The sequence below is a fragment of the Pseudomonas sp. LBUM1671 genome (assembly GCF_059695685.1).
The window spans coordinates 4,229,798-4,252,615 of record NZ_CP166782.1 but is presented as its reverse complement, the minus strand read 5'-3'; the positions used below and the strand labels follow the sequence as shown (position 1 = coordinate 4,252,615).

At 63.4% G+C, this 22,818-nt stretch carries 2 protein-coding genes; both read left to right on the top strand.

Features of this window, described 5'->3' with window-relative positions:
* Positions 1 to 85 precede the first annotated feature (85 nt).
* On the top strand, positions 86 to 11,059 hold the full coding sequence (locus ACA060_RS19600) for an amino acid adenylation domain-containing protein (RefSeq protein WP_497312633.1): 10,974 nt from the start codon (positions 86 to 88) through the stop codon (positions 11,057 to 11,059).
* Positions 11,059 to 22,818, top strand: a complete 11,760-nt coding sequence (locus ACA060_RS19595; RefSeq protein WP_497312631.1) for a non-ribosomal peptide synthase/polyketide synthase — start codon at positions 11,059 to 11,061, stop codon at positions 22,816 to 22,818. Before ACA060_RS19600 ends, ACA060_RS19595 begins: the two co-directional genes overlap by 1 nt.

Below are 22,818 nucleotides of genomic sequence, written 5' to 3'. Positions count from 1 at the left end.
TCATTCGCTAATTTTTCCGGTCTGCATTCGTTTTATAGGGACGACGTGCCTTTGTGCTTCCCGCCACTGATCCGGATGCTTAGAAATGAATGCTGAAGACTCCTTGAAACTTGCTCGCCGGTTTATCGGGTTGCCCCTGGAAAAGCGCCAGATGTTCCTTGCGGCCTTGCAAAAGGAAGGCGTTGATTTCGCCCGGTTTCCCATTCCTGCCGGTGTCGAAGCCGAAGACTGCCAGGCGCTGTCGCACGCCCAGCAACGCATGTGGTTTCTCTGGCAGCTCGACCCGCAAAGCGGCGCCTATAACCTGCCCGGCGCGGTGCGTCTGACCGGGCGGTTGAACCTGCCGGCGCTGGAGCAAGCCTTCGCCAGCCTGGTGGCGCGTCACGAAACCCTGCGCACGGTGTTCCAGCGCCAGGCCGACGACACCTTGCTGCAAGTGCCGGCCAGCGCGCCGTTGGTCATCGATCAGGTGGATTTCAGCGCGCTATCGGCCGCTGAGCGCGAAGTGGCAGTCGCTCAAGCGGCCGAGCAGCAATCAGTGTTGCCGTTTGATCTGTCCGTCGGCCCGCTGCTACGCGTCACCTTGCTCAAGCTCGCCGACGAAGAACACGTCCTGCTGCTGACCCTGCACCACATCGTTTCCGACGGCTGGTCGATGAACGTGCTGATCGACGAATTCATCCGCTGCTACGACGCCTTCGAGGCCGGCACGCAACCGCAACTCGCGGCGTTGCCGATCCAGTACAGCGACTACGCCTTGTGGCAGCGCCGCTGGCTGGAGGCGGGCGAACAGGCGCTCCAGCTCGATTACTGGCAGGCGCAACTGGGCGACGAGCACCCGGTGCTGGAACTGCCCACCGATCACCCGCGCCCGGCGATGCCTAGCTATCGCGGCACCCGTTACGAATTCGCGGTGGATGCGCAACTGGCCGAGCAACTGCGGGCCACGGCGCAGAAACACAACATCACCCTGTTCATGCTGTTGCTCGGCGCCTTCAATGCGCTGCTGCATCGCTACACCGGGCAGACCGACATCCGCGTCGGCGTGCCGATTGCCAACCGCAACCGCGCCGAAATCGAAGGCTTGATCGGCTTCTTCGTCAACACCCAGGTGTTGCGCACGAAGCTCGACGGCCAGACCCGCGTCGACGAGTTGCTGCGCGCCATCAAGGAAACCGCCCTCGGTGCCCAGGCCCATCAGGATTTGCCGTTCGAGCGTCTGGTCGAAGCGCTGAAACTGGAACGCAGCCTCAGCCACACGCCGCTGTTCCAGGTGATGTACAACCACCAGCCGCAGGTCGCGGACATTTCCACGGTCAGCACGGCGTCCGGCCTGGCGCTGGGCGTGATTGAGTGGGAAGGGCGCACCACGCAGTTCGACCTGACCCTCGATACTTACGAAAAAGGTGGCAAGCTGCACGCCGCGCTGACCTACGCCAACGACCTGTTCGACGCCGCAACCATCGCGCGCATGGCGCAGCACTGGACGCATGTGCTGCAAGGCATGGTCAGCGATTCGCAGCAGCGCATCAGCGATTTGCCGCTGCTGGAAAGCGGCGAATACCAGCGCATCGTGCATGACTGGAATCGCGCCGACGAAAGCTTCCCGCAGGACCTGTGCATTCATCAACTGATCAGCCAGCAAGTCACGGCCAGCCCGGACGCGTTGGCGGTGACTTTTGCCACCCAGCAACTGACCTACGCCGAACTCGACGGTCAGGCTAATCGCCTGGCCCACAAACTGATCGAACTGGGCGTCGGCCCGGAAGTCCGCGTCGGCGTGGCCATGCAGCGTTCCGACAACTTGCTGGTCGCATTGCTCGCCGTGCTCAAGGCTGGTGGCGCCTACGTGCCGCTGGACCCGGATTATCCGGCCGAACGCGTTGCCTACATGCTCGAAGACAGCCGCGCCCTGGTGCTGCTGACCGAGCAATCGGTCGCCGCGACCTTGACCGTGGCAGCCGAAACGCAAGTGCTGCTCATGGACGACATGACGTGGGCCGCTTACCCAACCAGCGCGCCGGTCACCCGCGTCGCGCCGGACAATCTGGCCTACGTGATCTACACCTCCGGTTCGACCGGCAAACCCAAAGGCGTGGCCATCGCCCATCGCAACGTGCTGGCGCTGATCGACTGGTCGAAATCGGTCTACAGCCGCGAAGACATCCAGGGTGTGCTGGCCTCGACCTCGGTGTGCTTCGACCTGTCGGTGTGGGAGTTGTTTGTGACCCTGGCCAACGGCGGCTCGGTGATCATCGCCCGCAATGCCCTGGAATTGCCGCAACTACCGGCCCGGGATCAGGTGCGCCTGATCAACACCGTGCCGTCGGCAATCGCTGCCTTGCAGCGCGACGGGCAGATCCCGCCGAGCGTGCGCATCATCAACCTCGCCGGCGAGCCGCTGAAGCAAAGCCTTGTGGAGGCGCTGTATCAGCAACCGACCGTCGAGCACGTCTACGATTTGTATGGGCCGTCGGAAGACACCACCTATTCCACCTGGACTCGCCGTGAGGCCGGTGGCCGCGCGAACATCGGCCGACCGCTCAAGCACACCGCCAGCTATGTGTTGGACGCCGACCTGCAACCGGTGCCCCAAGGCGTGTCCGCCGAGCTGTACCTGTCGGGCGCAGGCATCACCCGCGGTTACCTTGCACGCCCGGGCATGACCGCCGAGAAGTACGTGCCGAACCCTTTCGCCAGCAACGGCGAACGCCTGTACCGCACCGGCGACCTGACCCGTTATCAGGCCGACGGCTCGCTGCAATACGTCGGGCGCATCGACCATCAGGTCAAGGTCCGTGGCTTCCGTATCGAGCTGGGTGAAATCGAAGCGCGGCTGTTGCAGCAAGCGGCCGTGCGCGAATTGGCGGTGTTGGCGCAGGACGGCGTCAACGGGCAGCAACTGGTGGCGTACATCGTGCCGAGCGATCCGGCGTTGATGGACGACGCCGATGCGCAAGCGACTCTGCGTGAATCCCTGAAAGCCGCACTACATCAGCATCTGCCGGACTACATGGTCCCGGCGTTCCTGCTGTTCCTCACGCAGTTGCCACTGACCCCCAACGGCAAACTCGACCGCAAGGCCTTGCCGGCAATCGATGGCTCGCAACAACAGCGCGAACACGTCGCGCCGCGCACGGCGATGGAAAAAGCCCTCGCCGCGATCTGGCAGGATGTGCTGGCCATCGACAACGTCGGCCTTGAAGACAACTTCTTCGAACTGGGCGGCGACTCCATCGTCTCGATGCAAGTAGTCAGCCGCGCGCGTCAGGCCGGGATCGTGTTGAGTCCCAAGGATTTGTTCCAGCACCAGACCATTCGCAGCCTGGCTCAGGCCGCCCGCTCAGGCGAGCAACCGCTGATCGACCAAGGCCCGGCGAGTGGCGCGGCGGCGTTGGCGCCGGTGCAACAGTGGTTCTTCGAACAAGCGATCCCTGAGCGTCAGCACTGGAACCAGTCGCTGCTGCTGGTGCCGCGCGAGGCGTTGAACGTCGAGGCACTGGACCGCGCACTTGAACAATTGCTGACCCATCACGACAGCCTGCGCCTGCGCTACGAACAAAACGCCGACGGTTGGCAGCAAGCCTACGCCGCGCCGACCACGGAGTCGGTGCTGTGGCAGCGTCAGGCGCAATCGGTGAAAGACCTCAACGCCTTGTGCGACGAAGCTCAACGCAGCCTCGATCTGCAAAATGGCCCGTTGCTGCGCGCGCTGCTGGTGGCGATGGCGGATGGTTCTCAGCGTTTGCTGCTGGTCATCCATCACTTGGCGGTGGACGGTGTTTCCTGGCGCGTGGTGCTGGAAGACCTTCAGCAGTTCTACAGCGGCAGCAATGTGAAGTTGACGAAAACCAGTGCTTATCAGCGCTGGGTCGCTCGTCTGCAAGATCATCTGCCAGTCTTTGAAAACAGCCTCGGTCACTGGCAATCCCAACTGCGCGACGCTCCAAACGATTTGCCATGCGACCGCCCGAACGGCGCGCTGCAAAACCGTTTCGAGCACAAACTTGAAATCAAGCTCGACGCCGAACAAACCCGCAAACTGCTGCAACACGCCCCAGCGGCGTATCGCACCCAGGTCAACGACCTGCTGCTGACCGCGCTGGCACGGTCGGTTTGCCGCTGGAGCGGGCAGGGCAGCACGCTGATCCAGCTCGAAGGCCATGGCCGCGAAGACCTGTTCGACGACATCGACCTGACCCGCACCGTCGGCTGGTTCACCAGCCTGTTCCCGGTCAATCTGATGCCATCGAGTGAGCTCGGCGCGTCGATCAAGACCATCAAGGAACAACTGCGCGCGGTGCCGGACAAAGGCCTCGGTTACGGCGCGCTGCGTTACCTCGGCGCCCCGGCGATCCGCGCCGAACTGGCTGCGTTTCCGCAACCGCGCATCACCTTCAACTACTTGGGCCAGTTTGACCGTCAGTTCGACGACGCCGCGATGTTTGTGCCGTCCACCGAAGGTAACGGCATCGCGCAAGATCCATCGGCGCCGCTGGGCAACTGGCTGACGGTCGAAGGCCAGGTCTACGGCGGCGAACTGGCGCTGAGCTGGGGTTTCAGCCGCGAGATGTTCGACACCGCGACCGTCCAGCGTCTGGCGGACGATTACGCGCAGGAACTCAACGCGCTGATCGATCATTGCTGCGGCGTTGAAGTACCGCAGGCCACGCCGTCGGACTTCCCGCTGGCGCGCATCCGTCAGGCACAGCTCGACGCATTGCCGGTTGCTGTTTTGACCCTCGAAGACCTTTATCCACTGTCGCCGATGCAGCAAGGCATGCTGTTCCACACCCTGTACGAGCCCGAAGTCGGCGCCTACATCAGCCAGCTGCGCCTGGACATTCAAGGCCTCGATCCGCAACGTTTTGCCCACGCCTGGCAAACTGCGCTGGAGCGTCACGACATCCTGCGCAGCAGCTTCCACTGGCAAGGCCTCGACACCGCGCACCAGGCGATTGTCCGTCAGGTCGCGTTGCCGCTTGAGGTGCTGGACGCCACCGACACCGATGCGCTGGCCGACGCTGAACGTGCGCAAGGTTTTGAATTGGGCCGCGCGCCGCTGTTCCGCTTGAAACTCGTGCGCATGGGCGTCAATGACTGGCACCTGATCTACACCAGCCACCACATTTTGATGGACGGCTGGAGCAACGCGCAGTTGCTCGCCGAAGTGATCCAGCATTACGCCGCTGGCCAGTCGTTGCCGGCGCCGACCGGGCAATACCGCGATTATCTGGGCTGGTTGCAGCAGCAATCGGCTGCCGCTGGCGAGCAGTTCTGGAAAGCGGCATTGGCACCGCTGGAAGCGCCGACGTTGCTGGCCGAAGCACTACGACCGCCGGTGGGCGCCGAAGGCAGCGAGGAATACCGCGTCGCCCTCGACCGCCGCGCAACCCAGCGTCTGGCCGAGTTCGCCCGCCAGCAGAAAGTCACCCTCAACACTTTGCTGCAAGCCGCCTGGAGTCTGTTGCTGCATCGCTACACCGGCCAGGATTGCGTGGTGTTCGGGGCTACGGTCGCCGGTCGTTCGGCACCGTTGCCAGGCATCGAAGAACAGCTCGGGCTGTTCATCAACACGCTGCCGCTGGTCTGCGCGATGAAGCCCGATTGCACCGTCAACCAATGGCTGGGCGAGTTGCAAGGGCTGAACCTGGCCATGCGCGAATTCGAGCATGTGCCGCTTTACGACATTCAGGGGTGGGCGGGGCAGCAGGGTTCGGCGCTGTTCGACAGCCTGCTGGTGTTCGAGAACTTCCCGGTGGCCGAAGCGTTGAAACAGGGCGCGCCGGCCGGGTTGTCGTTCGGCAACCTGCACAATCACGAGCGCACGCATTACCCGCTGACCCTGGGCATCGAACTGGGCGAAGGCTTGAGCCTGGACTTCAGCTACGACGCGGCGCGGTTCAGTGCGGCTCAGGTCGCTGAGTTGTCGGCCAATTTGCAGCATCTGTTGGCGCAATTGGTTTCGCAGCCGGACGCGGCACTGGGCGCGCTGGAACTGCTCGATGTCGCCGGAAAAACTGCGCTGCTCGCGATCAGCCAACCGGCGACTATCGGGTTATCCACAACGCTTTTGGTCCACGAGCAAATCGCCGCTCAAGCTGCCGCGACCCCGGATGCGTTGGCGTTGCAGGTTGGCGGCCAGTCCCTGAGCTACGCGCAATTGAACACCCAGGCCAACCGCTTGGCTCATTGTCTGATTGAAAACGGTGCCGGTCCGGGCAAGCGCGTCGGTCTGGCGCTGCACCGTGGTCCGCAATTGATTGTCAGCCTGTTGGCTGTGCTGAAAAGTGGCGCCGCGTACGTGCCGCTCGATCCGAAATACCCGAACGAACGCCTGGCCTACATGATCGGCGACAGCCGTCTCGACGTGCTGCTGTGCGAATCCGGTCTGCTGGAAGATGTACGAGGCGTGCCACGTCTGACCCTCGACGACAACGCCGGCTACCCGGAAAGCGATCCGCACAACCATGCGGTTACTGAAGACCTGGCCTACATCATCTACACCTCCGGCTCCACCGGCCAACCCAAAGGCGTGGCCATCGCCCACGCCGCGTTGCGCGAGTTTTGCCAGAGCGCCGCCGACTATTCGCTGCTGTCGGCGTCGGACCGCGTGTTGCAGTTCGCCACCTTCAGCTTCGACGGGTTCGTCGAGCAATGCTTCCCGGCGCTGTGCGTCGGCGCGGCGTTGATCATGCGCGGTGATGACGTTTGGGACGCCGGGCGTCTCGTCGCCGAAATCGTCCAGCACGGCGTGACCGTGGCGGACTTGCCGGCTGCTTACTGGCATTTGCTGGCCCGCGAATGCGCGAGCGGCGTGGTCAGCAACCTTGGTGTTTTGCGCCAGGTTCACGTCGGTGGTGAAGCGATGTCGGTCGAAGGCTTGCGCCTGTGGCATCAGGCTGGTCTGAGCCCTGTGCGATTGCTCAACACCTATGGCCCGACCGAGGCGACCGTGGTGTCCAGCGTGCATGAATGCCGTCTCGAAGACGCCAGCGATGCGTTCGGCATTCCGATTGGTCGTGCCATCGCCGGTCGCGCGCTGTATGTGCTGGACGCGGCGGGTCAATTGCTGCCAAGCGGCGGCGTCGGCGAACTGTGCATCGGCGCGCCGGCCTGCCTCGCTCAAAGCTACTTCGATCGTCCGGCGCTGACCGCCGAACGTTTTCTGCCGGACCCGTTTGCCCGTGAGCCGGGCGCGCGTCTGTACCGCAGCGGCGATCTGGCGCGCTACCACGCCGAAGGAAATCTGGAATACGTCGGCCGCATCGACCATCAAGTGAAGATCCGCGGTTTCCGCATTGAAATGGGTGAAATCGAAGCCTGCCTGCAAGCCCGTGAAGACGTGCGCGAAGCGGCGGTCATCGCTCAGGACGGCACACAACTGGTGGCGTATATCGTAGCCAACGGCGCGGTGGCTGCTGAAGCTGAATATCTGGAAAGCCTCAAAACCGTCCTGCGCCAGTCGCTGCCGGAATACATGGTGCCGAATCACCTGATCTTGCTGGCCAAACTGCCGCTCAACAACAACGGCAAACTGGATCGTCGGGCCTTGCCGCGTGCCGAGGGTAGCGATGGCCAACGTGATTTCGTCGCCCCGGCGGTAGGTCTGGAAACGCAACTGGCGCTGATCTGGCAGGACGTGTTGCAGGTCGGGCAAGTCGGCCGCGACGACAACTTCTTCGGGTTGGGCGGGCACTCGTTGCTGGTGCTGCAAGTGATCTCTCGCGTGCGTCAGCAGTTGCAGCTCGAACTGTCGGTGAGCAGCCTGTTCTCCGCCGCGAATCTGGCGGAATTTGCAGGGCGGGCTGCACTGGCGAATCCCTGCGGGCAACCTTTGCTGCAACACGCTGCGGTCGATCAGCCGCCGATCCTCTCTTACGCCCAACAGCGCCAATGGATTCTCTGGCAGCTGGACCCGCAAAGCCCGGCCTACAACATTCCCGCCGCGTTGCGCCTCAAAGGCCCGCTGAACCGCGACGCCTTGCGTGAAGCCTTCACACAGTTGCAGGTCCGTCACCAGACCCTGCGCACCACCTTCGAACAGGATGGCCTGCAGGCGCGTCCGGTGCTGCATGACACTCTGGCGCTGCAACTGGAACAGCGCACGCTCGATCAGCTGTCAGTCGACACAGCCGTGGCCGAAGAGATCGCCCGTCCGTTCGACTTGCGCAACGGTCCGCTGTGGCGGGTGTTGCTGCTGCACGTGAACACCGACGAACACGTTCTGGTGCTGACCGTGCACCACATCGCGGCCGATGGCTGGTCGATGCAAGTCATGGTCGATGAGTTCAGCGCGCTGTATCAGGCGGCCGTAGAAGATCGCGCGGCCGATCTGAATGGCTTGCCGGTGAACTACAGCGACTACGCCCGTTGGCAGCGTGACTGGCTGGAAGCAGGCGAGGGCGCACGCCAACTGACCTGGTGGCGCGAGCAACTGGCGGGCAACCAAACGCCGCTTGAATTGCCGAGTGAACTGACCCGCCCAGCCCGTCGCACCGAGTGCGGTGCCAGCCTGATGCTCAACGTGGATCGCGACCTGCTCGCCGGTTTGCGTCAACGCGCCCAGGAACAGCAAGTGACCTTGTTCATGCTGTTGCTGGCGAGTTTCCAGACCTTACTGCATCGCCAGAGCGGGCAGTCGAGCATCAGCGTCGGTGTTCCGAGCGCCGGGCGTTCGCGTATCGAAACTGAAGGCCTGATCGGCTTCTTCATCAACACCCAAGTGCTGCGAGCCGAGATCGACGGGCAGCAGCCGTTCAGCACCTTGCTGCAACAGGTCAAGCAAACTGCATTGGGCGCTCAAGCGCATCAGGACTTGCCGTTCGAGCAGTTGGTCGACGCCTTGCAACCGGATCGCAGCCTGAATCACAGCCCGTTGTTTCAGGTGCTCTACAACCATCAGCAGCAGTTGGGCGCGAGTGTCGAGCGCACGGTTGCCGACCTGAAGGTCGAGCGTCTGCACTGGCAGCAACACACCACGCAATTCGATCTGGTGCTCGACACTCAGGAGCAGGGCGAAGCACTCGATGCCAGCCTGACCTACGCCACGGACCTGTACGACGAGGCGTCGATGCAGCGCCTCGCCGAGCAGTGGTTGAGCCTGCTGCGCGCGGTGGTCAGCGATCCGCAGCAACGGGTTGCCGAACTGCCACTGATTGACGGGTCGCAGCAAGAGGCCTTGGTGCAGCACTGGAACCCTGCGTTCCTGGCACAACCGACGTCGCCGACCTTGCACCAGTTGTTCGAAGCGCAAGCCGCACAACGGCCGGACGCCATCGCACTGACTTACGAAGGCGAGCAACTGACCTACGCCGCGCTCAACGCCCAGGCCAACCGACTGGCGCGCAAACTGCGTGAACAGGGCGTCGGCCCCGAGGTGCGAGTGGGCATCGCCACCGAGCGAGCGATACCGCTGGTGATCGGCTTGCTGGCGATTCTCAAGGCCGGCGGCGCCTACGTGCCGCTCGATCCGCAATACCCGGCCGAGCGCCTGAGCTACATGATCGAAGACAGCGGCATCACGCTGCTGCTGACCCAACAACACTTGATCGACGGCCTGCCGGCTCTCGACGGTCTGCAGGTTTTGAGCCTGGAATTGTTGCAACTGGACGCGTTCAGCGACGACAACCTGTCGGCGTTGGCGACGCCGGATAACCTCGCCTACGTGATCTATACCTCCGGCTCCACCGGTCGGCCGAAGGGCGCATTGCTCAGTCATGGCAACGTCGGGCGTCTGCTCACGGCCACCGCTGGCGAGTTCAACTTCGGGCCGGACGATGTCTGGACGCTGTTCCATTCCTACGCGTTCGATTTCTCGGTGTGGGAGCTGTTCGGTTCGCTGTGCACCGGCGGGCGTCTGGTGATCGCGCCGTATTACATCAGCCGAGAGCCGCAAGAGTTCCATCGCTTGCTCTGTGATGAAGGCGTGACGGTGTTAAACCAGACCCCGACCGCGTTCCGCCAGTTGTTGCCGATTGCCTGCGCCAGCCCGCGAAGCATGGCGCTGCGTCAGGTGATTTTCGGCGGCGAAGCCCTCGAAGTCGCGAGCCTGCGTCCCTGGTTCGAACGCTTCGGCGACCAACAGCCAACCCTGGTCAACATGTACGGCATCACCGAAACCACGGTGCACGTGACCTATCGCGCGATCCGCCTGGCGGATCTCGACGGCAAGGCCCAGAGTCCGATCGGCTTGCCGATCCGCGACCTGCGCTGGTACTTGCTCGACAGCCAGTTGCAACCGGTGCCGGTGGGTGTGGCGGGCGAGCTGTACATCGCGGGCGCCGGTCTGGCGCGGGGGTATCACGGCCGTTTCGGCCTGACCGCCGAGCGCTTTGTGCCGAGCCCGTTCGAGGCCTCGCAACGGCTCTATCGCAGCGGCGACCTGGCGCGGCAGCGTGCCGATGGCAGCATCGATTACCTCGGCCGCATCGACCAGCAAGTGAAGATCCGTGGGTTCCGCATCGAGCTCGGCGAAATCGAAGCCGCGTTGCTGGCCCAACCGGGCGTGCGCCAAGCGGTGTTGAGCGTGCATGCCGGCGACGGCGGGCCGCAGCTGTGCGCCTACGTCGTCGCCGAGCAGACCCCGACTGACCCGATTGCCTGGCGCGACAACCTGCGCTCCTCGCTCAAGGTCGATCTGCCGGATTACATGGTGCCGAGCCACTGGTTGCTGCTGGACGCCTTGCCACTGACCGGCAACGGCAAGCTCGACCGCAAGGCCCTGCCGGTGCCCGACGCTCAGGAATGGCAACGCCCTTTCGAAGCCCCCGAGGGCGACCTCGAACAGCAACTGGCCGCGATCTGGGCCGACGTGCTGGGCGTGGCGCAGATCGGCCGACGCGACAACTTCTTTGAATTGGGCGGGCATTCGCTGCTCGCCGCCCAGGCCAGTGCCCGCGTGGAACTGGAACTGGGCATCGAGCTGCCGCTGCGCGCGCTGTTCGAATCCACCGACCTTCAGGCTTATGCCGCCATGGCCGGGCAACACGCCCCGGCTGACAACGATGCACGTCTTGATGCGCTTGAGTCGCTTCTCGACGAGATGGAGATCAACTGATGGAACACACCACTGCCCAGCGCATCGCCAGCCGCTTCGCCGGACTGCCTGCCGAAAAGCGCCGCGAATTTTTGGCCCGCATGCAAGAGCAGGGCGTGAGCTTCGGCCAGCTGCCGATTCCGCCTGCCGCCGAGCCGCAACCAACCTTTGAATTGTCGTATGCGCAACAGCGCCAATGGTTCCTCTGGCAGCTTGATCCGCAGAGTTCGGCGTACAACATTCCGGCTGCCTTGCGCTTGCACGGGTCGTTGAATGTTGCTGCGTTGCAGCAGAGTTTCGACGTGCTGCTGGAGCGGCATCAGAGCCTGCGCAGCCGTTTTGTCGAGGACGACGGGCAAGTCGTTCAGACATTGGCCGAATTCACTTCGCTGCCAATCGAGCAGATCGACCTGCGCGGCGAACCTCAGGATCAGCGCTTCGATCAGGCGATGAATAGCGTCGAACAGGACATCGCCCGGCCGTTCGATCTTCAGCATGGTCCGCTGTTGCGGGTCACCTTGTTGCAGCTCGACGCCGAAGACCACGTGCTGTTGTTGACCCTGCACCACATCGTCACCGATGGCTGGTCGATGGGCGTGCTGGTTGAAGAGTTTTCCCGGCTCTACGCCGCGCATTGCCAAGGCCAGAACGCTGCGCTGGAGGCATTGCCGATCCAGTATTCCGACTACGCAATGTGGCAACGCCGCTGGATGGAAGCGGGCGAGCTGGAGCGTCAACTCAACTGGTGGAGTGACACGCTGGGCAGCGAACAACCGCTGCTCGAATTGCCGACTGACCGTCCGCGTCCGGCGCAACCGAGCCAGCGCGGTGCGCGTCTGGATTTCGCCCTCGATGCGACCTTGGCCAGCGGCCTGATGAGCCTGGCCAAACAGCGCGGCGTCACGCCGTTCATGCTGTTGCTGGCGAGCTTCCAGGCGCTGCTTTATCGCTACAGCGGTCAGGCCGACGTGCGTGTTGGTGTGCCGATTGCCAACCGTAATCGCACGGAAACCCGTGGCCTGATCGGCTTTTTCGTCAACACCCAGGTGATGCGTGCCGAGCTCGATGGACGTCTGCCGTTCAGCCAATTGCTCGACCAGACCCGCGCCGCGTCGCTGGATGCCCAGGATTATCAGGATTTGCCGTTCGAGCGTCTGGTGCAGGCGCTGCAAGGTGAACGCAGCCTCAGCCACAGCCCGTTGTTCCAGGTGATGTTCAACCACCAGCAAGCCAAACCGGCGGCGGTCAGCGGTTTGCTCGCCGGTCTGCGCGTCGAGGCGCTGAACGCCACGGCGCACACCACGCAATTCGACCTGCAACTGGACACCCAGGAAGAGGGCGACAAGCTGTTCGCCAGCCTGACCTATGCCACCGATTTGTTCGACGCTGAACGCATCGAGCACCTCGCGCGTCACTGGCGAAACCTGTTGGCTGGGGTGTTGGCGAACCCGCAATGCCCGCTCGCCGAGTTGCCGTTGCTGGAGGCCGACGAGCGTCTGCGTATTCTCGATGACCTCAACGACACCGCCCGGGCCTATCCGGGCGAAGTCTGCGTGCAGCGGCATTTCGAGGAGCGCGTGGTTGAAAACGGTGAAGCGACGGCGCTGGTGTTCCAGGGCCAGTCCCTGAGTTACGCCAAGCTGAACCTGCGCGCCAACCGTCTGGCCCATCACTTGCGCGCCCAGGGTGTAGGCCCGGAAGTGCTGGTGGGGATTGCCTGCGACCGTTCGTTTGAAATGGTCGTCGGCCTGCTGGCGATTCTCAAGGCTGGCGGCGCGTATGTGCCGCTGGACCCGGAATACCCGCTTGATCGCCTGAGCTACATGATCGAAGACAGCGGCATTTCGCTGCTGCTGACTCAGGAACATCTGCTGGCACAACTGCCGACCCCGGACAACGTGCGCACCTTGTGCCTGCACGCCGACGCCGATTGGCTGAGCGATCTACCGGGCACTGATCTGCCGAACCTGGCCATCGCAGAAAACCTTGCGTATGTGATTTACACCTCCGGTTCCACCGGCAAACCGAAAGGCGCGGGCAACCGCCATGTGGCGCTGCATAACCGTCTGGAGTGGATGCAGCAAGCCTACCAATTGCTGCCGAGCGACCGCGTGCTGCAAAAGACGCCGTTCAGTTTTGACGTGTCGGTGTGGGAGTTTTTCTGGCCGCTGATGAAGGGCGCCACGTTGGTGATCGCCGCGCCGGGCGAGCACCGCGATCCGCAACGCCTTGCCGCGTTGATCGTCGAGCAGGCGATCACCACGCTGCACTTCGTGCCGTCGATGCTCTCGGCGTTCATCAGTGCCGACGAGGCGCTGGCCTGCACGTCGCTGCAGCGGATCATTTGCAGCGGTGAAGCGCTGCCGATGGAGCTGCAACGCCAGACGCTGCGCAGCCTGCCGCAAGCCAATCTCTACAACCTGTATGGCCCGACCGAAGCGGCCATCGACGTGACCCACTGGACCTGCGTCGAAGAGGGGCGCGACAGCGTGCCGATCGGCCGTCCGATCGCCAACCTGCGCACCTGCATCCTCGACAGCGAGCTGCAACCCTTGCCGCTGGGAGCGGTGGGTGAGTTGTATTTGGGTGGTGTTGGTCTGGCGCGCGGTTACCACCGTCGTGGCGCGCTGACCGCCGAGCGTTTCGTGGTCGATCCGTTCGGCAGTGGCGAGCGGCTGTACCGCACTGGTGACCTGGCGCGTTATCGCGCTGACGGCGCCATCGACTATTGCGGACGAATCGACCATCAAGTGAAGATTCGCGGTTTGCGCATCGAACTGGGTGAAATCGAAGCGCGCCTGCAAGAACATGCTGACGTACAGGAAGCCGTGGTGCTGGCCCTCGATGGCCCGAGCGGCAAGCAATTGGTCGCATACATCGTGCCGCAGGACCGAGGGTTGGTCGGCGCCGATGCCGAGCAACAAGGTGCATGGCGTGAAACCCTGAAAAGCCATCTGCTGGCGAGCCTGCCGGATTACATGGTGCCGGCGCAGACCGTGCTGATCGAGCAAATGCCTTTGAGCCCCAACGGCAAACTCGACCGCAAACGCCTGCCGGCGCCGACCGCACAAGTCAGCCAGCGCGCCTTCGAAGCGCCACGCAGCGAACATGAGCAGGTGCTGGCGCAGATCTGGCAGGACGTGTTGGGCGTGGAGCAGGTCGGGCGTCAGGACAACTTCTTTGAACTGGGCGGCGACTCGATCATTTCGATTCAGGTGGTCAGCCGTGCCCGTCGTGCCGGGCTGAGCCTGCAGCCCCGTGATCTGTTCCAGCAGCAAACTTTGCAAGCACTGGCGGCGGTGGTCAAAGAACAGGCGGCGCCGTTGGCCCAACAAGGGCCGGTTGACGGCGTGCAAACACTCACGCCGATCCAGCGCTGGTTCTTCGACGAGCCGATTCCGCAACGGGCGCACTGGAACCAGGCGGTGTTGCTGACACCGCGCGAAACCCTCGAATTGCCGCGCCTGCAAGCCGCCCTGCAACGCCTGCTCAAGCAACACGATGCGCTGCGTTTGCGCTTCAGTCAGGTCGACGGCCAATGGTCGGCGCGTTATGTCGGTGCCGACAGCGCCGACGTGATCGACATGCTCTGGACCGCTCGCGTTGCCAGTAGTGAGTCGCTGGAATCGGTGTGCGACGAAGCGCAGCGCAGCCTCAGCCTGCAAGACGGTCCGCTGCTGCGCGTAGCGTTGATCGCCCAGGCTGATGGTTCCCAGCGCTTGCTGTTAGTGATCCACCATTTGGCTGTCGACGGTGTGTCCTGGCGGGTGTTGCTGGAAGATTTACAGGCCGCTTACCAAGGGCAAGAGCTGCCACCGAAGACCAGCTCTTTCCAGGCCTGGGCCGACAAGCTCGACGCTTATGCACGCTCCGAAGCCGCTGCCGACGAACTGAACTGGTGGCAAGCGCAACTGAGCGTCGCCAATGATTCGTTGCCAGCCGCCAACGCCCAAGCCAGTCAGGCCGGGCATTTGCGCCAGGGCGTCAGCATCGGCCTCGACCGCGAACAGACCCGCCAGTTGCTGCAACAGGCGCCGGCGATCTACCGCACGCAGGTCAACGATCTGCTGCTGACCGCACTGGCCCGCACTCTCAGCCACTGGACCGGCGACGCCTCGGCGCTGATTCAGCTCGAAGGCCACGGCCGCGAAGAGCTGTTCGACGACATCGACCTGACCCGCACCGTCGGCTGGTTCTCCAGTCTGTTCCCGGTGCGCCTTACGCCGACCGCCGACCTTGCCGGCTCGATCAAGGCGATCAAGCAGCAACTGCGCGAGATCCCCGGCAAAGGCATGGGTTATGGCCTGCTGCGCTACATGGGCGATGCCTCGACCCAAGCGGCGCTGGCCGCGTTGCCGCAAGCGCGGGTGACCTTCAACTACCTCGGGCAGTTCGACCAGAGCTTCGCCGAAGACGCCCTGTTCAAACCGGCCACGGAGTCCAGCGGCGCCGCGCAATCGGCCGACGCACCGTTGCCGAACTGGCTGTCGGTGGACGGCCAGGTGTATGGCGGTGAACTGAAGCTCGACTGGACCTTCAGCCGCGAATGTTTTGACCCGCGTGAAATCGAAGCGCTGGCCGCCGATTACCAACGCGAGTTGCTGGCGCTGATCGCCCATTGCCTGAGCGATAGCGCGGGTGGCGTGACCCCGGCGGACTTCCCGTTGGCGCGCCTGACCCAGGCGCAACTCGATGGCCTGCCGGTGCCGCCGGCGCAGATCGAGGATCTGTATCCGCTGTCGCCAATGCAGGCCGGGTTGCTGTTCCACAGCTTGTACGAATCCGAGTCCGGCGCGTATGTGAACCAGCTCAGCGTCGAAGCCCGTGGCCTCGATGCAGAGCGTCTGGGCCGCGCCTGGCAAGCGGTGCTCGACACCCATCCGATCCTGCGCAGCAGCTTCCACTTCCCTGATGGGTTCGAAGCGCCGGTGCAGTTGGTCCACCGTCATCTGCAATTGCCGATGACCTGCCTCGACTGGCGCAGCCGCAGCGATCAGGCCGAAGCGTTGGTGCAGTTGATCGACAGCGAACGTCTGCAACTCGATTCGACTCGCGCGCCGTTGATGCGTTTGACGCTGGTGCGACTCGACGATGATCGTCAGCAACTGATCTACACCCACCATCACTTGCTGCTCGATGGCTGGAGTAACTCGCTGCTGTTGAGCGAAGTCTTGCAGCGTTATGCCGGGCAGGACGTGCAGGCACCGACCGGACGTTTTACCGATTACATCGGCTGGCTGCAACGTCAGGATGCCCACGCAGACGAGATCTTCTGGCGCGAGCAACTGGCGGCCCTCGACAACCCGACCCTGCTGGCGCAGAGCCTGGCCCATGGCGACAGTAAACACCTGTCGACGGCGGAATTTGCCGACCATCGGCAGACCTTCGACGTTGCCACCAGCCAGCGCTTCAGCGAGTTTGCCCGTCAGCAAAAAGTCACCCTCAACACCTTGGTGCAAGGGGCCTGGGCACTGCTGTTGCAACGCTACAGCGGTCAACGCAGCGTCGCGTTCGGCGCGACCGTGGCGGGGCGTCCGGTGGATTTGCCGGGGGCTGAAAGCCAGCTCGGCCTGTTCATCAACACCTTGCCGGTGATCAGCAGCCCGGACGCGGTTGAAAGCGTCGGTCAATGGCTGAGCCGTTTGCAGGCACAGAACCTGGAACTGCGTGAACATGAATTCACCGCATTGGGTGACATTCAGCGCTGGGCCGGGCGTGCCGGTGAACCGCTGTTCGACAGCCTGCTGGTGTTCGAAAACTTCCCGGTGGCCGAAGCGCTGCAACAGGGCGCGCCAGCCGGGTTGAGCTTCTCGATTCCGCAGAACCACGAACGCACCAACTTCCCGCTGACCCTGGCGGCCACCGCCGAAAGTCAGTTGAGCCTGAACTGGAGCTACCAGTGCGCGCATTTCAGCAACGAGGCGATTGTTCGCATGAGCGAGCATCTGGCCGCGTTGCTGGCGGCGATGGTTGCCGCGCCACAGACGGCATTGAGTGAGCTGGACCTGCTGACCGCGCCGGAACGCGCACAACAGTTGGTGGAGTGGAACCCGGCGTTCATGGCAGCGCAAAACCCGCTCTGCGTGCATCAGTTGATCGAGGTCCAAGCGGACATCCGCCCGGACGCCACCGCGCTGATCTTCAACGATCTGGAGTTGAGCTTCGACCAGCTCAACCGTCGCGCCAACCAATTGGCCCATCGTCTTCGCGCACTCGGCATCGGTCCGGAAGTGCGGGTCGGCCTGGCCATGCAGCGTTCGCCGGAAATGATCGTCGGCTTGCTGGCGATCCTCAAGGCCGGCGGCGCTTACGTGCCACTGGACCCGGCGTACCCGACGGAACGCCTGCGTTACCTGATGGAAGACAGCGGCATTTCGCTGATGATCAGCCAATCATGGCTGCGGGAAAAACTGCCGTTGCCGCAAGGCCTGCCGGTGCTGGAAATCGACCGCGAGCCGCTGGAGTTCATGGCGCAAACCAACCCGGTCAACCTGACTTGCGGCGAAAACCTCGCGTACCTGATTTACACCTCGGGCTCCACCGGCCGGCCGAAAGGCGTCAGCGTGGCCCACGGTCCGCTGGCCATGCATTGCCTGTCGATCGGCGAGTTGTACGGCATGACCCCGGATGATCGCGAGCTGCAATTCGCCTCGATCAGCTTCGACGGCGCCCACGAGCGCTGGCTGACGCCGCTGGTGTTCGGTTCGGCGGTGATGCCGCGCGACGACGAGTTGTGGAGCGTGGAGCGCACCTGCGCCGAGATCGAAAAGCACGGCATCACCATCGCCTGCTTCACCCCGACCTATCTGGGGCAGATCGCCGAATTCATGGGCGAAGCGGGGCGTGATTTGCCGATCCGTTCCTACACCCCGTGCGGTGAAGGCATGGCCAAGCACGCGTTCGATGAAGTCCAGCAGGTGCTGCAACCCAAGCGCCTGATCAACGGCTATGGCCCGACCGAAACGGTGATCACGCCGCTGATCTGGCTGGCCTATCCGGATACCGAGTTCGATTCGGCGTTCATGCCGATTGGCCGGCCGGTGGGCAACCGCAGTGCCTATATTCTGGATGGCGGCTTGCAGCCGTTGCCGGTGGGCGTGGCGGGTGAGTTGTACCTGGGCGGCGAGGGCGTCGCCCGGGGTTATCACCAACGTCCAGACCTGACCGCTGAACGCTTTGTGCCTGATCCGTTCGTGCCGGGTGCGCGTCTGTACCGCAGTGGCGACCTCGCGCGGTTCCGTGCCGACGGTGTTGTCGAATACCTCGGCCGTATCGACCAGCAAGTGAAGATTCGCGGGTTCCGTATCGAACTCGGCGAAATCGAAGCCTGCCTGCTCGAACACGAAGGCGTGCGTGAAGCCTTTGTGATCGACCGCGAAGGCCCGGTGAGCCGGCAGTTGGTCGGCTACGTGGTGCCGCGAGATCCGCTCGCCGATGAACAGGATTTGCGTGAAGCGCTGACGGCCCACCTGCGCAGCCGTTTGCCGGCGCACATGCTGCCGGCACACTTGATGTGCCTGGCCGCGCTGCCGCTGACGCCGAACGGCAAGCTTGATCGCCAAGGCCTGCCAGCACCGGAAGCCACGCGGCAGAACCACGATCACGTGGCCGCTGCAATACCGGCCGAAGCCTTGCTGGTGGAGATCTGGCAAGAGCTGCTGGGGCTGGAATCGGTGGGTGTCACCGAGAATTTCTTCGAGCTGGGCGGTGATTCGATCATCTCGCTGCAAGCGGTCAGCCGTGCCGGGCAGCGCGGGCTGGTGTTCAGTCCGAAGCAACTGTTTGAACAGCAGACCATTCGGGCACTCGCCGCCGTGGCCGGCAGCCGTGAAGCAACATTGATCGAAGCGCCAAAAGTCGAGGCGTTCTCGCTGGTGCCGCACATCGACATCGCTGCCCGCGAGGGGCTGCAAGACTTGTATCCGCTGTCGCCGATGCAGCAAGGCATGTTGTTCCACTGCCTTGATTCACCGGAGCTCAACCCCTACGTCAACCAGTTGAGCGTGGCGGTGGACGGTTTGCAGGTGCCGCGTTTCCGCGCCGCTTGGCAGACCTTGGTAGAGCGTCATGAAGTGCTGCGCGCTGCATTCCGCTGGCGCGATGGCTTGGCCGATCCGCTGCAAGCGGTGTTCGCCGACGTCGAGCTGCCGATCGAAGAACTCGACTGGCGCGATCGCTCCGACACCGAGCAGGCGCTGAGCGAACTGGCGGCTGCGGAACAGGCCAAGGGCTTTGATCTGAGTTGCCCGCCGTTGATGCGTTTCATTCTGGTACGCCTGGGTGATGACCGCTACCAGATGATCTGGATTTACCATCACCTGTTGCTCGACGGCTGGAGCGCTTCGCGTCTGCTCGGCGACATGCTGCGCCTGTACCACAACGACAGCCTGCCGACCCTGACCGGTCGCTACGCCGACTACATCGCCTGGCTGCAACGCCAGGACGGTGCGCAAGCCGAAGGCTTCTGGCGTGAGCGCCTGGCGCTGCTCGAAGAACCGACCATTCTGGCCAAGGCTTCCGGTGCGACAGGTTCCGGCCACGGCGTGATGTACAGCAACCTCGACGCCGAAGCGACGCGCAAATTGCACACCTTCGCCAAGCGTCAGCGCGTAACCCTCAACACGCTGGTGCAAGGCGCGTGGCTGTTGTTGCTGCAACGTCACAGCGGCCAGCGCAGCGTTGCGTTCGGCGCGACGGTGGCGGGGCGTCCGACCGGTTTGGCGGGTGCTCAGGACATGCTCGGCCTGTTCATCAACACTTTGCCGGTGATCCAGACCCTCGATCCGCAGCAGCCGTTGGGCGAATGGCTGCGCGACTTGCAGGATTACAACCTGATGGTCCGCGACTACGAACACACGCCGTTGTCGGACATCCAGCGCTGGGCCGGGCAGGGTGGCCAGGGCTTGTTCGACAGCATCATCGTGTTCGAAAACCATCCGGTGGACCGTGCCTTGAAAGGGGGCGAGGAAGGTGAACTGCGCTTTGCCGAAGTCGGCAGTGGCGGTGTCACCAACTTCCCGATGGACTTGATGGTCAGCGCCAACGAAGAAGGCCTGGAGGTCGAATACCTGTTCCTGCGTGATCGCTTCAGTGACGTAGAAGTCGAGCGGATTCGTGCGCAGCTGGAAGGGTTGTTGCGTGCGTTGCCGGAGGATGCTGCGTGTTTGCTCGGCAACATTGGTTTGCCTGAGGCGCTTATCAGCCTGCCGCACGCTTCTGAAGACGACACCGATTTGCTGCACGCCTTCAATCGGCATGTGCAAACGCAGCCGCAGAAAATCGCTTTGATCTGTGAGGATCGGCAAGTCAGTTATGCCGAGCTTGAGGCGCAGGCCAATGGGCTGGCGCAGCAGTTGATCGGTCGCGGTATCGGCCCGGAAAGCCTGGTGGCGGTGGCGTTGCCGCGCTCCGAACGCACCATCGTGGCGTTCCTCGCGGTGCTCAAGGCGGGGGCGGCTTATCTGCCATTGGACCTGGCGTACCCGGCCGAGCGACTGGCCTACATGTTGAGCGATTCGGCGGCCAGCCTGTTGCTCTGCGATAGCAATCTGGGTGATCGACTGACCTTGGCCGACAGCCCGCCACGCCTGTTGCTGGATCAATTGAGCGTTGCCGACAACGTGGCGTGCCCGGTTTCCCATCCGTTGCCGGGGCACCTGGCGTACCTGATTTACACCTCTGGTTCCACCGGCCAACCGAAAGGCGTAGCAGTGGCGCGGGGGCCGATTGCCCGGCATTGCCGCGGCATCATCGAGCTTTACGAACTGGCACCGCGCAGCCGCGAATTGCACTTCATGTCGTTCGCCTTCGACGGTGCGCAGGAGCGCTGGCTGAGTGTGATGTTGGCCGGTGGCAGCCTGGTGATCCGCGATGACAGCCTGTGGACCCCGGAACAAACCCTGGAAGTGATGCAGCGTCATGGCGTCACCGTCGCCTGCTTCCCGCCGGCGTACTTGCAACAGATGGCCGAAGTGGCCGAACGCTTGGGCAATCCGCCGGCGGTCGAGGTGTATTGCTTTGGCGGCGATGCGGTCCCGGAGGCCAGCTTCGAACAGGTCAAACGCGCCTTGCGTCCGCAGCGTCTGGTCAACGGTTACGGCCCGACCGAAACCGTGGTCACGCCGCTGCTGTGGCGTGCCGAGGTCAGCGAAACCTGCGACGCGGCGTATGCGCCGATTGGGCGCGGTGTGGCTGGGCGTGGCTTGTATGTGTTGGATGCCGACCTCAATCCGTTGCCGGTCGGTGTCAGTGGCGAACTGTATTTGGGCGGCGAATGCCTGGCGCGCGGTTACCACCAGCGTCCCGGCATGAGCGCCGAGCGGTTCATCCCGGATCCGTTCGAGGCCGGCGGCCGCATGTACCGCACCGGCGACCTGGTGCGCCAGCGCGAGTGCGGGTTGATCGACTACCTGGGGCGTCTCGACCAGCAAGTGAAGATCCGTGGTTTCCGCATCGAACTGGGCGAAATCGAAGCGCGTCTGCGTGAGTGCGCCGGCGTGCAGGATGCTGCCGTGGTGGTGCACGACACGCCGACCGGCAAGCAATTGGTCGGTTACGTGGTGGCCGCTGCTGTTGGGCTGGATCGGCGTTTGAAGTCTGAACTGCAAGCGCAACTGCCGGACTACATGGTGCCGGCACGGATCCTGGTGCTGGAGCGTTTCCCGCTGTCGGCCAACGGCAAGCTCGATCGTCGCGCATTGCCGGCGCCTGAATGGGCGCTGGGCGGTTATCGTGCGCCGCGCAACGATCTGGAAACCGCGCTGACGTCGATCTGGCAAGAAGTGCTGGGCGTGCCGCAAGTCGGCATCGACGACAACTTCTTCGAGCTGGGCGGCGACTCGTTGCAGGTGCTGAAAGTCATCTCGCGGGTGCGCAGCCAGCCGCAACTGGGCTTTGAATTGAAGCTGCGGGATCTGATGCAGAAGCCGTGCATTGCCGAACTGAGTGGTTATCAAGCGGCCGAGCCGACGTCTGCGCCGGATCCGCTGCTGGCGCTGAATGCGCGGATCCCGAATGTGCCGGCGCTGTTCTGCCTGCACGCCGGTTTCGGCACAGTATTCGACTACGAACCGCTGGCTCGCCGACTGGAAGGCCGGCGCACGGTGTATGGCGTGCAATGCCGCATGTTGCTTGACCCGCACTGGCAGGACGAATCGCTGCTGGCCATGGCCCAAGCCTATGCGGCACGGATTCGCAGTCAGCAGGTCAAGGGACCGTATTACTTGCTGGGTTGGTCGTTGGGCGGTGCGTTGACGCAATTGGTCGCCCATGAACTGGAAACCCAGGGTGAAACCGTGGCGTTTGCCGGGTTGGTCGACAGCTATGTGGCCGGCACCGCGGAAGCTGGGGACTGGCGCGAGGACCTCGGTGATTTCCTGAAGTTTGTGCTCGGTTTGCCAGCGGATGAGGCTCAGGCATTGATCGCGCTGAAAGCCGCTGGACTGGACGAGCGCGAGGGTTCCACCGCCGTCATCGAAGCGGCGTTGCACGGTTCCAATGAACAAGCCGCATTGGGCGCGGGGGAACTCACGCAGATCTTCGCCACCGGCTCACGCCTCAAGCAACTGGCGCTGGCGCATCGACAACTGCCGGCAATCCAGGCTTCGGCCTATCGCTGGTGGGTGGCCGAGCGCGAGGATGAACGTCGGGTGTTCGAGGCTCAGGTCGGCAGGCATGGCGTTGATCGTTTGTTGGCCGGGGGGCATTACGAGCTGCTGCGCGGGGATGAGTTGCTTGATGAGCTTGAAGACTTGCTGGAACACCGCATGGTCACAGCATAG